This window comes from Herbaspirillum sp. SJZ099, assembly GCF_007828355.1.
Lineage (GTDB): Bacteria > Pseudomonadota > Gammaproteobacteria > Burkholderiales > Burkholderiaceae_D > Herbaspirillum.
The window spans coordinates 228,222-243,706 of record NZ_VIUO01000003.1; the positions used below are offsets into that span (position 1 = coordinate 228,222).

General features: G+C 64.3%; 17 protein-coding genes. 11 read left to right on the forward strand and 6 right to left on the reverse strand.

The features are described 5' to 3' along the window. Nucleotides 1-381: 381 nt before the first annotated feature. Nucleotides 382-642: a translation initiation factor IF-1 gene (infA, locus tag FB597_RS08900; protein WP_050470224.1), complete on the forward strand. Its 261-nt coding sequence runs from the start codon at nucleotides 382-384 to the stop codon at nucleotides 640-642. A 189-nt stretch (nucleotides 643-831) separates the two neighbouring features. On the opposite strand, the gene FB597_RS08905 is transcribed toward infA, so the two are convergent. Continuing rightward, a complete protein-coding gene (locus tag FB597_RS08905; RefSeq protein WP_255517120.1) occupies nucleotides 832-1,275 on the reverse strand; it encodes a hypothetical protein in 444 nt (147 codons plus the stop codon). A gap of 157 nt (nucleotides 1,276-1,432) precedes the next feature. Between FB597_RS08905 and FB597_RS08910 the strand changes: the two genes are divergently transcribed. Then, nucleotides 1,433-1,945, forward strand: a complete 513-nt coding sequence (locus FB597_RS08910) for a hypothetical protein (RefSeq protein WP_144769281.1) — start codon at nucleotides 1,433-1,435, stop codon at nucleotides 1,943-1,945. Nucleotides 1,946-1,996: 51 nt separating this feature from the next. Here FB597_RS08910 and mntP read toward each other — a convergent pair whose 3' ends face one another. Continuing rightward, nucleotides 1,997-2,563 carry a manganese efflux pump MntP gene (gene mntP, locus FB597_RS08915; RefSeq protein ID WP_144769284.1) on the reverse strand — a complete coding sequence of 189 codons (567 nt, stop codon included), beginning with the start codon at nucleotides 2,561-2,563 and terminating at the stop codon, nucleotides 1,997-1,999. After that, a complete protein-coding gene (locus FB597_RS08920) occupies nucleotides 2,560-3,489 on the reverse strand; it encodes a cation diffusion facilitator family transporter (RefSeq protein ID WP_144769286.1) in 930 nt (309 codons plus the stop codon). The genes mntP and FB597_RS08920 overlap by 4 nt, the downstream gene beginning before the upstream one ends. 312 nt (nucleotides 3,490-3,801) lie before the next feature. Here FB597_RS08920 and FB597_RS08925 point away from each other — a divergent pair, with 312 nt between their 5' ends. Further along, nucleotides 3,802-5,439, forward strand: coding sequence for a DUF342 domain-containing protein (locus FB597_RS08925; RefSeq protein ID WP_144769288.1), 1,638 nt, complete (start codon nucleotides 3,802-3,804; stop codon nucleotides 5,437-5,439). 13 nt (nucleotides 5,440-5,452) lie between these two features. Beyond that, on the forward strand, nucleotides 5,453-5,848 hold the full coding sequence (locus FB597_RS08930) for a hypothetical protein (RefSeq protein WP_144769290.1): 396 nt from the start codon (nucleotides 5,453-5,455) through the stop codon (nucleotides 5,846-5,848). 63 nt (nucleotides 5,849-5,911) lie between these two features. Here the strand turns inward: FB597_RS08930 and FB597_RS08935 are convergent, their stop codons facing one another. Next, a complete protein-coding gene (locus FB597_RS08935; protein ID WP_144769292.1) occupies nucleotides 5,912-6,760 on the reverse strand; it encodes a LysR family transcriptional regulator in 849 nt (282 codons plus the stop codon). A 139-nt stretch (nucleotides 6,761-6,899) separates the two neighbouring features. Between FB597_RS08935 and FB597_RS08940 the strand changes: the two genes are divergently transcribed. From FB597_RS08940 to FB597_RS08960, 5 genes are all read left to right on the forward strand, one after another. Next, nucleotides 6,900-7,910: a bile acid:sodium symporter family protein gene (locus tag FB597_RS08940; RefSeq protein WP_144769294.1), complete on the forward strand. Its 1,011-nt coding sequence runs from the start codon at nucleotides 6,900-6,902 to the stop codon at nucleotides 7,908-7,910. Nucleotides 7,911-8,056: 146 nt separating this feature from the next. After that, the gene (locus FB597_RS08945) at nucleotides 8,057-8,428 is read left to right on the forward strand and encodes a VOC family protein (protein ID WP_141914499.1); all 372 of its coding nucleotides are present in this window, start codon (nucleotides 8,057-8,059) and stop codon (nucleotides 8,426-8,428) included. A gap of 133 nt (nucleotides 8,429-8,561) precedes the next feature. Beyond that, complete coding sequence (locus FB597_RS08950; protein WP_141914500.1) at nucleotides 8,562-9,266, forward strand: YafY family protein; 705 nt, start codon at nucleotides 8,562-8,564, stop codon at nucleotides 9,264-9,266. A 134-nt stretch (nucleotides 9,267-9,400) separates the two neighbouring features. Next, nucleotides 9,401-9,847: a DUF2325 domain-containing protein gene (locus FB597_RS08955; protein ID WP_255517121.1), complete on the forward strand. Its 447-nt coding sequence runs from the start codon at nucleotides 9,401-9,403 to the stop codon at nucleotides 9,845-9,847. Nucleotides 9,848-10,021: 174 nt separating this feature from the next. Then, on the forward strand, nucleotides 10,022-10,525 hold the full coding sequence (locus FB597_RS08960) for a hypothetical protein (protein WP_141914501.1): 504 nt from the start codon (nucleotides 10,022-10,024) through the stop codon (nucleotides 10,523-10,525). Nucleotides 10,526-10,674: 149 nt separating this feature from the next. On the opposite strand, the gene FB597_RS08965 is transcribed toward FB597_RS08960, so the two are convergent. Both FB597_RS08965 and FB597_RS08970 read right to left on the reverse strand, forming a co-directional pair. Next, the gene (locus FB597_RS08965) at nucleotides 10,675-12,252 is read right to left on the reverse strand and encodes a methyltransferase regulatory domain-containing protein (protein ID WP_144769296.1); all 1,578 of its coding nucleotides are present in this window, start codon (nucleotides 12,250-12,252) and stop codon (nucleotides 10,675-10,677) included. A 61-nt stretch (nucleotides 12,253-12,313) separates the two neighbouring features. Then, nucleotides 12,314-12,739, reverse strand: a complete 426-nt coding sequence (locus FB597_RS08970) for a nucleotide pyrophosphohydrolase (RefSeq protein ID WP_144769298.1) — start codon at nucleotides 12,737-12,739, stop codon at nucleotides 12,314-12,316. A 592-nt stretch (nucleotides 12,740-13,331) separates the two neighbouring features. Here FB597_RS08970 and FB597_RS08975 point away from each other — a divergent pair. Further along, the gene (locus FB597_RS08975) at nucleotides 13,332-14,984 is read left to right on the forward strand and encodes a PAS domain-containing methyl-accepting chemotaxis protein (RefSeq protein ID WP_144769300.1); all 1,653 of its coding nucleotides are present in this window, start codon (nucleotides 13,332-13,334) and stop codon (nucleotides 14,982-14,984) included. Nucleotides 14,985-15,164: 180 nt separating this feature from the next. Next, on the forward strand, nucleotides 15,165-15,374 hold the full coding sequence (locus FB597_RS08980) for a protamine P1 domain containing protein (protein WP_141914505.1): 210 nt from the start codon (nucleotides 15,165-15,167) through the stop codon (nucleotides 15,372-15,374). Nucleotides 15,375-15,485 lie beyond the last annotated feature (111 nt).

Sequence of the window (15,485 nt, forward strand, 5' to 3'; positions counted from 1 at the left end):
ACCTATCCGGCCGCAGCCTGCCGCGCCAAAATAAAGCTGGAAGAAAAGGCCGATCATGTGTATAGTGGCGCAACTCCTCACCAAGTGACGTAAAAGTCTGGCCTCTCACCTGTCTTGCCTCCCTGGCAAGTCCTGTCTGATCCCTCGTTTCTATTTCTTCTTGTTTGGCGTGCTTCCGGAGCCGATGCTCTTTTGATCACGCAGCCGAGGATATGACATTGCCTGAAAGGCGACGAAGCCGTCTGGCTTCGCCTGTACGAGGAATACCGGCAACTTCTTGCGCAACCGGCGCGAAGAAGTTCTCACCTGGGAAATACCCTTTAACGAGTTGCGTGCAACGGTTTGCCGGCCTGCACCAGGCTCACCTGTTTCGGAGACTGAATGGCGAAGGAAGAGTTGATCGAAATGCAGGGCCAGGTAACTGAAGTGTTGCCTGACTCGCGGTTCCGTGTTGATCTGGAAAATGGACATTCCCTGATCGCCTATAGCGCGGGACGCATGAAGAAGAATTTCATCAAGATCCTGGCGGGCGACAAAGTGACGCTTGAATTGTCGCCTTACGACTTGAGCAAGGGAAGAATCATCTTCCGTCATATCGAGAACCGCACATCCAGCGGACCGAGGCCTCCCCGCCGCCGTTAAGGCGCCCGGGGCCGGGCGGGCATCACTGTCCGGAAGGACCGGATGCCGCGACGGTCTGTTCAAGTCGGGTATCGATAGAAAACCGCATGCAAGAAAACGCAGGCGAAAAGCCCTGATCCGACGGATCGGGGCTTTTTCCTTTTCAGGGGCATGCCGGACCGGCTGGACGCCGGCGCATCGGCAAAGACTTCAGAGTTTTCCCGCGGCGATATCGGCATCCATCGCCTGCTGCGCCATCCCGATCGCGTACTCTTCGGCCTCCACCGGGGAATTGCCGCGAAAGCCGTCGCAGCTGACGCGGCGAAACGGCACCGGGTTGTCGTTGCGGTGGAATTGGTAGCTGCCGACCCAACTGCCGTCGCGCTGTTCAATGCTGCTGACGCGGATGAAGTAGCCGCGATGCTCTACCGCGTCGCCGTCGAGCTCGGCGTCGATCACGGCGCGTGCGAACGCGGCGCCGGTCGCCTGCGCCGCAGCGGCCGAGCGGAAAGGATTGCCGCGGATATTCGGGTAGGCCACATCGCCGACCTTGACCACGCAGCGCACATCGCCGCTGCGCGCGTCTTCCTGGTAGTCGACCGTGATGTGCCTGCCGCGATAAGCTGCGCCGTATTGCGCCATGTGCGTTGCCATTCAAATGATTGTTCGGGGCATCGTAGCATAGCGTGCCGGCGGCCGTGGCGGCCTTCATTGCAACGCCATGCGCATGTGCGCTGCCTGCATTGCTGCCAGCATCCCCGCCGCCATTCCATTATCATGGCGGGCCTTTTCAACCTCTTTCCTTTCCCGCATGTCCGACTTCGACGCCACCGCCTCCGCCGACGATTCCGCCCCCGACCTGGACGTCATCAATGAAGCGCGCCTGTGGCGTGAAGACGGCTGGACCGCCCGCATCATCAAGAATGACGATGACGACGGCTGGGCCGTCGAGATGACGCGCGACGGGGAACGCGAACCGACGCTGATCGGCCCCTGGACCATGGGCCGCGACAAGAAGAATCCCAAGCCGCTGGACAAGTCCGCGTTCAATACGCTGGTGAAAACCGCATCGGAATTCCGCCGCCGCAGCGAGCAGCAATTGCATGCGCAATTGCACAAGCACGTCACCGTCGATGGCGATGACGGCGCTTCGGTCAAGGTGACCCTGGATATCGTGCCCGACGACGACTTTCCCTACGCCGACCTGACGGCCTGGGATGAGATGGGCGAAATGCTGGCCAGGGTGCAGGTCGCCCCCAACTACAAACTGAACGCAGACAGCGCCGGACGCTGGGTGGCCAGCCACTATCGCAAACCCGGCTAGCCCGGCGCCGGCATTGTCATGGCGCGGTGCGCCGCCGCGGCAGCAATGGCCTCAGGCGCCGAAATGTTCGTACAGGATCGCCGCGCCCACGCCGATCAGCACCACGCCGCCGACGATCTCGGCGCGCTTGCCGACCACGCTGCCCAGCAGGCGCCCCAGCATCACGCCGATGGTCACCATGATGGTGGTGGCCAATCCGATCAGCAACGCGGCTTCGACGATACTGACGTCGACGAAAGCCAGGCCCACGCCCACCGCCATCGCATCAATGCTGGTCGCCACGGCGGTCAGCGCCACCATCGGCACCGACTGGTTCCTCGGTTCGGGCCGGGCCGCTTCATCGCCGCCGCTGCGGCCTTCGCGGATCATGCTCGCGCCCAGCACCAGCAGCAGGACGAAGGCGATCCAGTGATCCCATTGCGCCACCCATTGGGTGGCGACCGAACCGGCGAGCCAGCCGATCAGCGGGGTGATGGCTTCGATGACGCCAAACAGCAAGCCGATGCGCAGGGCCTGCAGGAATTTCGGCTGGCGCATGGCTGCGCCCTTGCCGATGGCCGCGGCAAAGGCATCGGTCGACATGGCGAATGCGAGAAGGACAAGAGCGGGGAAGTTCACGATGCGGCCCGCGCCGGATGCGCCTCAACCACCACCGGGTCGACGTGGGTCATCACGTCCAGAACATGGTGCGCATCCAGCACGCGCTGGCGCGCCAGCGCGGCGATGGCGTGGCCTTGCGCCACGGTCAGCGCGCCATCGATTTCCAGGTGGACGTCAACCAGGGTCAGGTCGCCCATCTTGCGTGTGCGCAGGTCGTGCAAACCCTGCACGCCTGGCGTTCCTTCCAGGGTGCGGCGGATGGCCTGCGATTGTTCCTCGGAGACGGCGCGATCCATCAGGTCGTTCAACGCCGCCCAGAAAAAACGCCAGCCCATGCGCACCACCAGCAAGCCGACCACCGCGGCCGCCACCGGATCGAGCAAGGTGAAGCCGAGCAGGCTGCCGCCGATGCCGAGCGCCACCACCAGCGAAGAAGCGGCGTCCGAGCGCGCATGCCAGGCATTGGCCACCAGCATGCCCGAGCGTACCCGCTCGGCCACCCGGAGCATGTAGCGAAACAGCAATTCCTTGGCCAGCAGCGCCGCCAACGCCACCCACAACGCGGCGCTGTGCACCGGCGGCGTATGGCCGTAATCCTGGATCTTGTGCGCGGCCGATACCAGCATGCCGGTGCCCACCGCCAGCAGCAAGCTGCCCAGCGCCAGCGAAGCGGCATTCTCGTAACGCTGGTGGCCGTACTGGTGGTCGGCGTCGGCCTCCTTGCGGCTGTGGTGCGCGGCGAACAGCACCACGAAATCGGAGACCAGGTCCGACAGCGAATGCACGCCGTCGGCGACCAGGGCTTGCGAACCGGACAGGATCCCCGCGGCGATCTGCAGCGCGGTCAGGCCGACGTTGACTACGATGCTGACCATCGTGCTGACCCTGCCGGCGCGGTAGCGGGCCTCGGCGTCGGGCGCGTTTTCTTTTTCGGCGCTTAACATATCGTCAACTATATACCCTGGGACGAGCTTTAAATATCCGCAAATACCGGCAAAACTTGTGCTATCGATCAAATTGCAGGATCATCTTGCCACAATACAATGTCAGCCGCCGGGCAAGGGAATGCCCGTGGCCGATTGCTCCGCCAAACGCGCGATCTTGCATGTACAAGATCAATTTCAGCAAGGTTCGTCCCGGATGGGCAGTCTCCTGCCGCATCGAAGGAGAACGGTTGCGAGTCATCGCGCCGCGGCCACGGCAACCGACGAAAACGCTCCGGCAGACCAAGAGCAGCAACTCATCCGAGGAACAGCATGGCACAAGCAACTCCGCAACCGCTGTCGTTCGCATTCGACAGGGACAGCGGCGAACTGAGCGCAACCTTCACCCCGATGGCGGGCTTCCCGCCGCTGACCCTGGCCTTCCTGAAGCAGGCCATGGCGGACAATGGGCTGACCAAGCTGTTCTTCCAGGATTCTGTCCTCAACGGTTTCGTGCGCCAAGCCGAAGGCGCCACGGAAGCGGTAAGCCAGGTCATCGCGCAGCGCCGCGACGGCGAATTCGCACTTGAGGTGGCCGACGACCTGATGAGCGCCTCGCTCACGCTGGTGGCTCCGTTCGGGGGCCGCGCCAAGAGCGTGGAGGTGGTCAATGCGATCCGCGCCGCCGGCATCACCTACGGCATCCTGCACGAACAATTGCGCGGCGCCCTCGCCGCCGGCCACTGCAACAAGCTGGTCATCGCGCAAGGCCTGATGCCCACGCCGGCCGAACCGGCGCGCTTCGAAAGCCTGCTGGAAGAAAAACAGGAAGAGCTGGCCGAAATCGAGGAAGACGCCGTCATCTCCTATGCCGACATGGGTTACCTGCTGCTGGTGTCCGCCGGCGACCCGCTGATGCGCCGCATCCCGCCGGTTCCCGGCCAGGACGGCATCGACATCCGCGGCGGCAAGGTGCCGGCGCGTCCGGTCGCCGATGTCCCGTTCGCCAAGGAATCGGTCGGCGCCGAACCGAGCGCGGACGATCCCAACCTGCTGGTGGCGATCGTGCCGGGCCAGCCCACGGTGATCAAGAACGGCGTGAAGGTCAATCCGGTGATCGACATCGAGAACGTCGACCTGTCCACCGGCAACCTGACATTCGAAGGCACGGTGCGCGTCTCCGGCGACGTCATGACCGGCATGAAGCTGCATGTGGGCGGCGATGTGGTGGTGAACGGGACCGTGGAAGCGGCCGAGATCGTGGCCGGCGGCAACGTCACCGTCAAGGGCGGCGTGATCGGCCACAGCGAAGGCGTGGCCGCCTCGGCCGGCACCACGTCCATCGCCTCGCGCATCAGCGCCAAGGGCTCGGTGCAGGTGATGTTCGCCGAAAGCGCCCACATCGAAGCCGGCGAAAACATCCTGGTGCTGGGCAACGCGCGCCAGTGCGAACTGCTGGCCGGCGACCAGATCACGGTGGGCAAGGGCAACCCGCGCACCGGCCAGATCATCGGCGGCCGCGTCGAGGCCACCAACATGATCCGCGCCAACGTCATCGGCGCCCCCACCGGCAACCTGACCCGCGTGCAGGTGGGCCTGGATCCCTATCTCGAAGAAAAGATCGCCATCAAGGGACAGGAATACGCGCGCAAGGTGGCCGAACTGGACCGTACCATCAAGCAGCAGGGCTACTACAAGCTCAACCCCGAGAAGGCCACGCCGGAAATCCTGTTCGAGACCAGCGAGAAGCGCAAGACGCTGGCTTACGAAGTCAAGACGCTGCTGGAAGACGTGGCGCAGATGAAGGAAGGCATGGTCTCCGCCGAAGATGCCCGGATTGTCGTCGCCAAGGCGGTCTATGAAGGCACGGAACTGCGCATCGGGCACCAGGTATGGCCGGTGCAGTCCGACCTCGGCGGCGGCACCGCGCAGCTGTTCGAGGGCGATATCCGCTACAACCCGAAAAAGTAAGATCCTTTTACCTATGGCAGACCTCTCCAGGCTCGGCGCGGCCGAGCTGCGCACATTGGCGCAGATCTCCGCCGCCGTGACCCAGGCATGCAATTGCCGCGGCGTCGACGCCGCCGGCTGGATCAGCCTGCCGCTGGCGCTGCCGGAACAGCAACTGGCCGACATCGGCACGCTGGTCGCCGATCCCTACGACGAACCCACCTTCGCCGAATACCACCCCGACGGCACACGCTACGACTGGCCGCAAGCGCCGGTGGCGCCGCGCTACTTTCCCTATAACCGCTGCAACGTGGCGCGCTGTACGCTGTGCGGCCGCCATTACCTGCGCTATACCGAAGCCGGCGGCTACTTCGTCGACCGCCGCATCCGCGCACTGGACCGGCCCGCGCTGGTGGTCGACGCCGACTAAGCGCCACGACCAAGCGCCCCAACTAAGCGCCGATCAACGCCGCCAGGCGCAACCTCAGGCCATTCAGCCCCGGCTCAGGCGGCTGGACATCAGGATCTGGTACAGCGTATCCGCCGGCCGCGACAAGCGGCGCGCCGTCAGCGCCACATATTCCACATCGGGCAGCAGCGGCAGGCTGGCATTGTTGAGCGGTACCGTGAGGTCGCGCGAGGCCAGATGCTGCGGCAAGGCCGACAGCCCCAGGCCGCCGCGCGCTGCCGCCATGCAACCGGCATGGCTGCCGCTGGTGCAGACGATGCGCCAATGGTGGCCCGACTTGCCCAGCGCCTGCAGCGTGGCGGCACGGGTGATGCTGGGCTCGGGCAACAGGATCAGCGGCAACGGCTGCGACAGGTCGACCTGCGTCTCCGGACGGGTGAGCCACTGCATCGGCGTGGAAAACATGCTGTGCCCGCGCGACTCGCCGCTGCGCCGCTTGCCCACCAGCAAATCCAGCTTGCCCTGGTCGAGCAAGGCATACAGCTCGCTGGTCAGGCCAATGGTGATCTCCAGCTCGACTTCCGGATGCTGGCTGCGAAAAGCCGCCAGCATGTCCGGCAGCGGCCCCATGGCAAGGTCGTCGGAAGTGCCGAAGCGCACCCGGCCGCGCAAGCGCTCGCCGCTGAACTGGGCCTCGGCCCGGGCATGCGCTTGCAGGATCAGGCGCGCATGCACCAGCAGGCTCTCGCCATCGGCGGTCAGGGCCAGGGAATGGGTGTCGCGCACGAACAGGCGCCGCCCCACGCTTTCTTCCAGCCGCCGGATATGGTCGCTCACGCTCGATTGCGTCAGCCCGAGCTGGCGCCCGGCCTCGGTGAAGCTGCGGGAAGCGGCGGAGGTGGTAAAGGTCTGCAGCCAGACGGGATTGAGCATGATGGGGCGCCATCGGCAACGTTGGAAGAGATGCCATTGTCATCGAATTTTCCGATCACAGTCAACGCGATCAAAGGGGTTCCCGATAGCCATACGATTTCCTATCATGGCGGAAAACCGCCGAACCCCGTCCATTGCCATGAAACGCTTCCTCCCCGACCGCTTCACCCAACTGCTCATCGGCACCGTGCTGCTGGCCACGCTGTTGCCGGCCACCGGCCGTTTCGAGGGCTTCATGCATGTGGCCAGCAACGTGGCGATCTCGCTGCTGTTCTTCCTGCACGGCGCCAAGCTGTCGCGCGAGGCGGCGATCTCCGGCCTCAAGCAACCCAGGCTGCACCTGCTGACGCTGGCCTCGACCTTCATCCTGTTTCCATTGCTGGGGCTGGCGCTGAAAGCCGCGGCGCCGGACCTGCTGACGCCGCAATTGTGGATGGGGGTGCTGTTCGTCTGCACCCTGTCGTCCACGGTCCAATCGTCGATCGGCTTCACCTCGATCGCGCGCGGCAACGTGCCGGCGGCGATCTGCGGCGCCACCGCGTCCAACCTGCTGGGCATCGTGGTCACGCCGCTGCTGGTGACCCTGCTGCTGCATCGCCACCATGAAGGCAGCGGCTTGTCGCAGGTGCTCAGCATCCTGCTGCAATTGCTGCTGCCGTTCGTGCTGGGCAACCTGCTGCGTCCGTGGATCGGCGCCTGGATCAACCGCCACAAGGTGATTGTCAACGTGGTCGACCGCGGCGGCATCCTGCTGTCGGTTTACGCCGCCTTCAGCGCCGCCGTGGCGCAAGGCATCTGGCACCTGTTTCCGCCCGGCCAGCTGGCGCTGCTGCTGCTGGTCAACGCGGTGCTGCTGGGCGCGGTGCTGCTGATCACCACCTATGGCGCGCGGGCCCTGAAGATGCCGCGCGGCGATGAGATCGTGCTGGTGTTCTGCGGCTCCAAGAAGTCGCTGGCCTCGGGCATTCCGATCGCCTCGGTGCTGTTTGCCGGCAGCGGCGCGGCCATCGTGCTCTTGCCCATCATGCTGTTCCACCAGATGCAGCTGATGCTGTGCGCCGTGCTGGCGCGCCGCTATGCCGAACAGTACGAGCGCCAGGAACAGGATCGGCCCGACTGCGCCCCGGCCGTGGCCGGCGCCGGCCGCTGAATTTCATCTCCGGCTTTTCCTTTCTTCGACAAACAGGTTCTCAGGCTCCTGACACCACGCTGTCAGGAGCCTGCCTGCATGATGCGTCGCATGCCGCCCGCCATCGGCGGCATCCTCAACCACATGCACAACGAAAGGAAGACACCATGCAAACCAACGTCAACTGGTTCGAAATCGCCACCAAGGACCTGACCCGCGCCGCCCGTTTCTACGAAACCGTGTTCGCCACCAAGCTGCGCCTGGAAAGCCTGGAGGAAGAATCGCCCATGGCGATCTTCATCCGCGATGACGGCCAGTCCATCGGCTGCCTGACCGGCGGCGACTGGATCGAGCCTTCGTCCCAGGGCACGCTGGTGTATCTGGATGCCGGCCCGTCGATCCAGGCCGTGATCGACCGCATCGAAGCCGCCGGCGGCAAGATCGCCATGGAGAAAACCCAACTGCCCAAGGAGCTGGGATATATCTGCCAGTTCATCGACACCGAAGGCAACCGGGTCGCACTGCACGCGATGAACTGAGCATCGCCGGCGCAAGCGGACGACAACGATATGCGCGCCCCATCGCGGCCGCATTGCACAGCAACATCGAAGCTGGTGGCGAAGCTGGCCGGTGCGTGCCAGAATGGCGCGCACCGCATTTTCCCTGCCTCCCATGCGCCGAGCCGACCGACTGTTCCAGATCACCCAATACCTGCGCGGGCGCAGGCTCACCACCGCGCGCCAGCTGGCCGAATGGTTGTCGGTTTCGGAACGCACGGTCTACCGCGACATTCGCGATCTCTCGCTGTCGGGCGTGCCGGTGGATGGCGAGGCCGGCGTCGGCTATCGCATCAAACCCGGTTACGACTTGCCGCCGCTGATGTTCAATGCCGATGAAATCGATGCGCTGGTGATCGGCATGCGCATGGTGCAAGCCTGGGGCGGCCCGCAATTGTCGGCCTCGGCCGCCTCCGCGCTGGCCAAGGTGGTGCTGGCGCTGCCGCGCGACAAGCGCGACTTCGTCGAGGCCACGCCGCTGTTCGCGCCCGACACGCAAATGGATCCGCAGCAAGGCGAATGCCTGGAACGGATACGCCAGGCCATCAGCAGCCGCCACAAGCTGCTCCTGGATTATTCGGACGCCCAGCAACGCGCCAGCCAGCGGGTGGTCTGGCCGCTGGCGCTGGCTTTCTTCGGCGGCAGCTGGCTGCTGGCCGCATGGTGCGAAGCGCGCAACGACTTCCGCTCGTTCCGCCTGGACCGTGTGCAGCAGCTCAACGAACAAGGCCACTATCCCGACCGCGACGGCCGCCGCCTGGCCGACTTCGTGCGCGCCATGCGGCGCGACCGCAAGGAACAGGGCTCGACGCTGCAATAACGCAGCGCGCGGCGCATGGCGTATGGCACATGGGCGCATGGCGGCGCAAACCGCATATGCAGATGCAAATTCATTCGTTCGTCCGGGGTAGCCGCAGGGTTAGGCTTGAGCCGTTATCGTTTCCGGGCCACCCCATGCGAAAAGAGAACCGCCGCACCAAGGCAGGCCATGCGCCTGCGCCATCCGCCCTCGCTCCCCAGCCTGCCGTGCGCATTTCACTGGACGACCGCTGTGTGCTGTGCGTGGGCGGCTTGACCGGCGCGCGCAACCACTACCGCGCCGAGATCGAAACGCGCGACGGGCGCTTCATCCACCACGACGGCGGCCGCGAAGACAACCTGCACCGCCTGGCGCCGATGCTGGCCGCGGCCGACATCGTGATCTGCGCCTCCGGCAACATCAGCCACAACGCCTATCACCTGGTCAAAAGCACCTGCAAGAAGCTGGGCAAGCCTTGCGTGCTGGTCAAGGGAACCGGCATCGCCTCCTTCCTCGACGGCCTGGGCAGCCTGGCGCAGCGACACCCTACGGCGACCGGCCCCTCGGCGCGCGGCGAACGCATGCTCAGAAGCGCACGCTGAGGCGCCAAGAACCTGTTGCCGATCATGCCGATTGGAAAAAATCGGCAAAGCCACCTACAATCGACTCCCACGACCATACACGATGGTCAGGAACCTGTTCGCGCGCCCTGCCGGGAGCGGAAACAGGTTCCAAAGTGACAACCAGCCGATCCGGCATCATCCTCGGGAGCTTGTTTGAAAATCGTACGTCGCCTGGCCGCAAGCCTGCCGGCGCTGGCGCTGGCCTGTTCGGCCGGCGTGGGCCCGGTTGCGCAAGCCGCGCCGCAACCCAGCTTCGGCATCGAAGTCGGCAATGCCCTGCTGTGCCTGAACCAGCTCAACAGCAAATATTTCTACGACTACCTCTACGAAGCCTTCGGCCCGCCGTACAAGACCGAAGGCGGCGCCTACTGGTTCAAGGCCACCAATGTCAACCTGTGGGGGGTGCAGGTCACCGACCTGCTGGTCAACGACAGCAACAGCCAGGCCGACTTCATCGGCGCCTTCTTCAACGCCACCCCAGTCAGGCTGACCGACGCCATCAGTTCGACCGTGGGCATACGCTTCACGCCGGAAGACAATTCCGCCTATCCGGTACGCCATTCGCAGGCGGGCAGCAAGATCGTCTACAACGACACCAACGCCAAGATGTATTGCGCCAAGTCCAAGTACCTGGTGCCGGCGCCGCAACAGCCCTGAGCCTGAACAGGTTCTGAGCCTGCCGACAAAAAAAGCCGCGCATCATGCGATGCGCGGCTTTTTCAACATTCAGGCTTCAGGCAGATGGCTGGCCTGCATAACCCCCTGTCGGCCGGTGTAACGCTTTATCCACGCCGCTCACGCGCCGGTCACACGACCTGCAGCGCGCGCAACAGCGGCAGGCGGGTACGCGCGAACAGCTGCGCCTGGGTCGCCAGCTCGCCCAGGTTTTCCTGCTCGCCTTCAAGCCGTACTCCTTCTCGCACCAGCTTCTTGCCTTGCGCACTGATGTGCTTCCATGCCAGCGCCGGCCATGCATCCACCTGCTCGCCATGCTCCAGATAGGCCAGCAGGAACAGCTGGCCGATGCGGTCGACCGCCACCCCGCCGCCGGTCACCGGGCTGCACAGGTGGCCGACGCCGCCTTCGATGGCCGACGGCGCGGACTGGGCCGCCTTGTTCAGCAAATGCACATTGAGCGCGCGGGTACGGCGCGCGATCTCCGCGCGCGCATCGTCAGCCAGCTCGACCGGTTCGGCCGGCAGCGGCGCGGCATGGCCGGTGCCGATCAGCATCAACGCCGAGTCGAGCACTTGCGACAAATTCAGGTTGCGATGCGCCAGCGACGCCGCCAGGTCGACCAGCGTATGCGGCTGGTAGTCGCTCAGTGCCTGCAGGATGGGTTCGTAGATCAGCCGGTTCAGGGTGATCTCGGAGGCCACGTTCTGGATGGTCAGCGGCACCTTGTCCGGCTCGGTCAGCAAGACGATGCTTTGCAGCGCCAGCGCCTGCACCCGCTGGCGCTCGTCCAGCACCTGCCCGCTGCGCACCCAGTAGTCGCGCCGGAATTGCTGGTTGACCATGAAGTCGCGCACGCTCTGCTGCATCACCGCGTCATCCACGCCCTGCATGAACTGCCGCTGCGCCGGCGTCAGGTTGGCCATGTCGAGATGGTCGGCGTAGTGGGCCGGGCAGGCGAACTGCAGGCCGGCCTGCGACAGACGCTGGTGCATCCGGGCGAAGGATTCGGCGTGCCAGTCGCGGTTGAAGTACTCGTGCGCCAGGTAATCGCGGCCTTGCTGCTGCAGGATCTTCAGGCGGTCGCGCATGAACGGGTTGGCCTGGGCGTACACCGGGTCGGCATCGAACATGCGGGCGGCGAAATCCAGCGCGGCATCGATGCGCGCTTCGGTCGGCAGCGCCTGTTCGTCGTTGCCGGCTTGCTGCGTATGCTGCACCATCAGGTCGCGCAACGGCATGAAGGCGGACCAGCCGGGCTGGGTGTTGTAGCTGATGTAAAGCACGCCGCCGGGCTTGAGCTTGCGGTCGATGAAATCGAAGATGATGGCGCGGTTTTCTTCCGAGACCCAGCTCCAGATGCCGTGCAGCGCGATGAAATCGAAATCCGGCAGGTCCTCGCGGCGGCAGAAGTGCGAAAAGCTCGAGTCTTCCAGCTGCGCGCCGCTGCCGCTGGCCGCGGCCAGCTCTTGGGCGAAAGCGGCTTGCATTGGATTGAAATCGTTGCCCCACCAGCGCGTACCCGATGCCGCGGCATGGAAATTGGTCGACACCCCCTGGCCAAACCCCAGTTCGCAAGCCGTCTGCACGACGGGCGCCCGCAGGCCGTGGAAGGCGAACGCCAGCGGCAGGCGCGCCGGGTTCATGCCGGGGTAGTAACCGTAGGTGTAGGCGATGTCGAAGACGTATCCGTCGTTCCAATTATTCAAGGGGGACTCCCTGCGGGGATGGCATTGGCGTTATCAGACGGCAGCGGTAACGATGGCGGCATCAGCCGCCGCTGCCGCCGCCATTGTTATTAGTCGTGTCGTCCTTGCCGCTGTCGGCACTGTAGGCCGTATATTTCCGTGAACTGCCGCGCGCCAGCTCGACCGGATACTTGCGGCGGTTCAGCTCAATCTTCTCCAGCACCGCGCTGCGCAGGTCAACGCCTGTGTGGTCGGCCAACTGGATCAGGTAGACCAGCACATCGGCCATCTCGTGCCGTATGCCTTCGCGGCCGGCGGCGTCGAGCTCATGGTCGGCACCAGTGGGCAGCCACTGGAAATGCTCCATCAGCTCCGCCGCCTCCACCGACAACGCCATGGCAAGGTTCTTCGGGGTATGGAAACGCAGCCAGTCGCGTTCGCCGGAAAACTGGCGGATGATGTCGCGCAGTTCGATAAGGTCGGAGATGGGTTCCTGTCGGGTGCTCATGGGATGCTAATGCGCAAGGCTATGGGAAAAGCGCTCACTTTATCACCATCGCCAATGTAGCGACCCTCTTCACGCCCTCTCCTGCCGCGCCCTCAGCCATCCCGGCAACGCATGACGAAAGTGGCCGCCAACCAACTGCCGCTGGTGGAAGCAGCGCCGCCAGGCTTGGTGTTCCAGCTACTGCCAACACCTTAAGGCGCCTGGCGGCGCGGCATATTTCCCACGTGGCGATACGTAACCATTAATCACTTATATTTTTACAACACATTGCATTGCAGTTTGATCAACTTTCAGGCCAATACGCCGCGCCGGCGGCCGGTACCGCTTGAAAAACCGAAGAAAATCTGCCAACAATGACGACTCGCGCCAAATCAAAAAAAGGCCTTCTGGCCCAACTCGGCAAGCGACCTCGCGTTGCTTGCCGGCGTGATCCATTCCAAGCCTTACCAACGTATCCAGTTCCGCACGCAGTAGCGATAGTTTGAGTTTGCCAGGCAGCGGCATTAGGGGATAGTGCCGCCGTATCCATAACTATATGCATCGGCCCAGCCAACGGCGCGGGCCCGGCGCACTAACGCAAGGGGAAAATCGCATGCGCAAGAACCTGCCGGTCACCACGGTCGAACGTCTGCTGGAAGACAGCAAATCCATCGTCTCCAAGACCGATCTCCAGGGCAACATCACCTACGTCAATCCTTACTTCATTGAAATCAGCGGCTTCACCGAAGAGGAGCTGATCGGCGCGCCGCAAAATATCGTGCGCCATCCCGACATGCCGCGCGAGGCCTTCGCCGACTTGTGGGCCACGATCAAAGCGGGGCTGCCGTGGAATGGTTTGGTCAAGAACCGCTGCAAGAACGGCGACTTCTACTGGGTCCAGGCCAACGTCACGCCGGTGCGCGAAAACGGCCAGACGGTCGGTTACATGTCGGTGCGCACACGCCCTTCGCGCGAACAGGTGCAGGCGACCGACGCCGTCTACCGCCGTTTCAGCGCCGGCCAGGCAGGCGGCCTGCGGATCCGGCGCGGCGCCGCCGTGCGCGGCGGTTTCGCCGGCTGGCTGCTGAACCTGCGCAACATCTCCATCGCACGCAGGTTGGGCCTGGTCATGGCCGTGCTCGCGCTGATGTTTGGCGCCGGCGGCCTCATCGCCGGCCATGCCGTGCAAACGGCCGGCGCCAACCCTTATCCGGTATGGGCCGGCACCATCGCCGGCATCGCGCTGCTGCTGGGCTCCTGGGCCATGCTGCACGCCGCCATCGTGGCGCCGCTGAAACAAGCCATCAGCACCGTGCACGGCCTGGCCGGCGGCGACCTCAACCTGCAGGTCGACACCAGCCGGCGCGGCGACATGGGGCTGCTGCTGCAAGCGCTGCAACAACTCAACGTCAACCTGCGCTCCATCATTGGCGACGTGCGGCGCAATGTGGAATCGATCGCGGTCTCGACGCAGGAAATCGCCAGCGGCAACCTCGACCTCTCCGGCCGTACCGAATCCCAGGCATCCAGCCTGGAAGAAACCGCCTCCAGCGTCGAACAGTTCGCCGCCACGGTACGCCAGAACGCCGACTCGGCAGCCAATGCCGACCGCCAGGCGCAATCGGCTTCGGACATCGCCAACCGCGGCAGCGAATCGGTACGGCGCATGGGCATGACGATGGAAGAGATCAGCACCGCCTCCAACAAGATCGTCGACATCATCGGCCTGATCGACGGCATCTCGTTCCAGACCAATATCCTGGCGCTCAATGCGGCGGTGGAAGCTGCCCGCGCCGGCGAGCAGGGACGCGGCTTCGCGGTGGTGGCGGCAGAAGTGCGCACGCTGGCGCAGCGTTCGGCGGCGGCCGCCAAGGACATCAAGACCCTGATCGACGACTCCGGCAGCAAAGTGGAAAGCGGCAACCTGCTGGTGCGCGAAACGGCGCATGCGATGGATGAAATACGCAGCGCGGTGCAGGGCATGGCGGTCACCATGAACGAGATCACCATGGCCAGCCGCGAACAGAGCGGCGGCATCGAACAGCTCAACCAGTCGATCAACTCCATCGATGAAACCACGCAGCAAAACGCCGCGCTGGTGGAGCAAGCCGCCGCCGCTGCCGAGAACCTGCGCGACCAGGCGTACCGCTTGAGCCAGGCGGTTTCCGTGTTCAAGATCGGCGACGGCGCGCCGCCGCAACGCCAGATCGCGACGACCTCCGTACCGGCGCTGCCGATGGCCGTACCGCGGCTGGCGCGGCCGTAGCGCGCACAAGGACGGCGGCCCGGCTGCCGCCGGTCTTTACATTGACTTGCACATCTTTACCCGAAAGGCGGGCGTGGCGGCATTCACGCTGACACCTTGCATGGCTATGATGCAGCCATGCCCTGCCGCGGCCATGGCGGCCGCGGCGGCAGGCATCATCCATACGACAAGGAGTCCATCATGAGCGTGTCATCCGTTTCTTCCGGCAACAGCAGCTTCTACAACACCGTCGTCCAACCGATCAAGAACGTGATCAAGGAAGTCGGCGACGACATCGGCGATGCCTACGACACCACGGTGGATACCGTGAAGTCCGCCGCCAACACTGTCGGCGACGACATCTCCGCAGGCTTCAAGAAGATCGGCAATATCATCGATACCAGCGCCTGAACAAACAGGGAGCGGGCAATGCCGCCGCTCCCTGCTTGATACGCCATATCGCTATGCAAGGGAGGCCAATGGCCTCCCTTTTTCATTGAGTCGCCATGTCCCCACATGCGC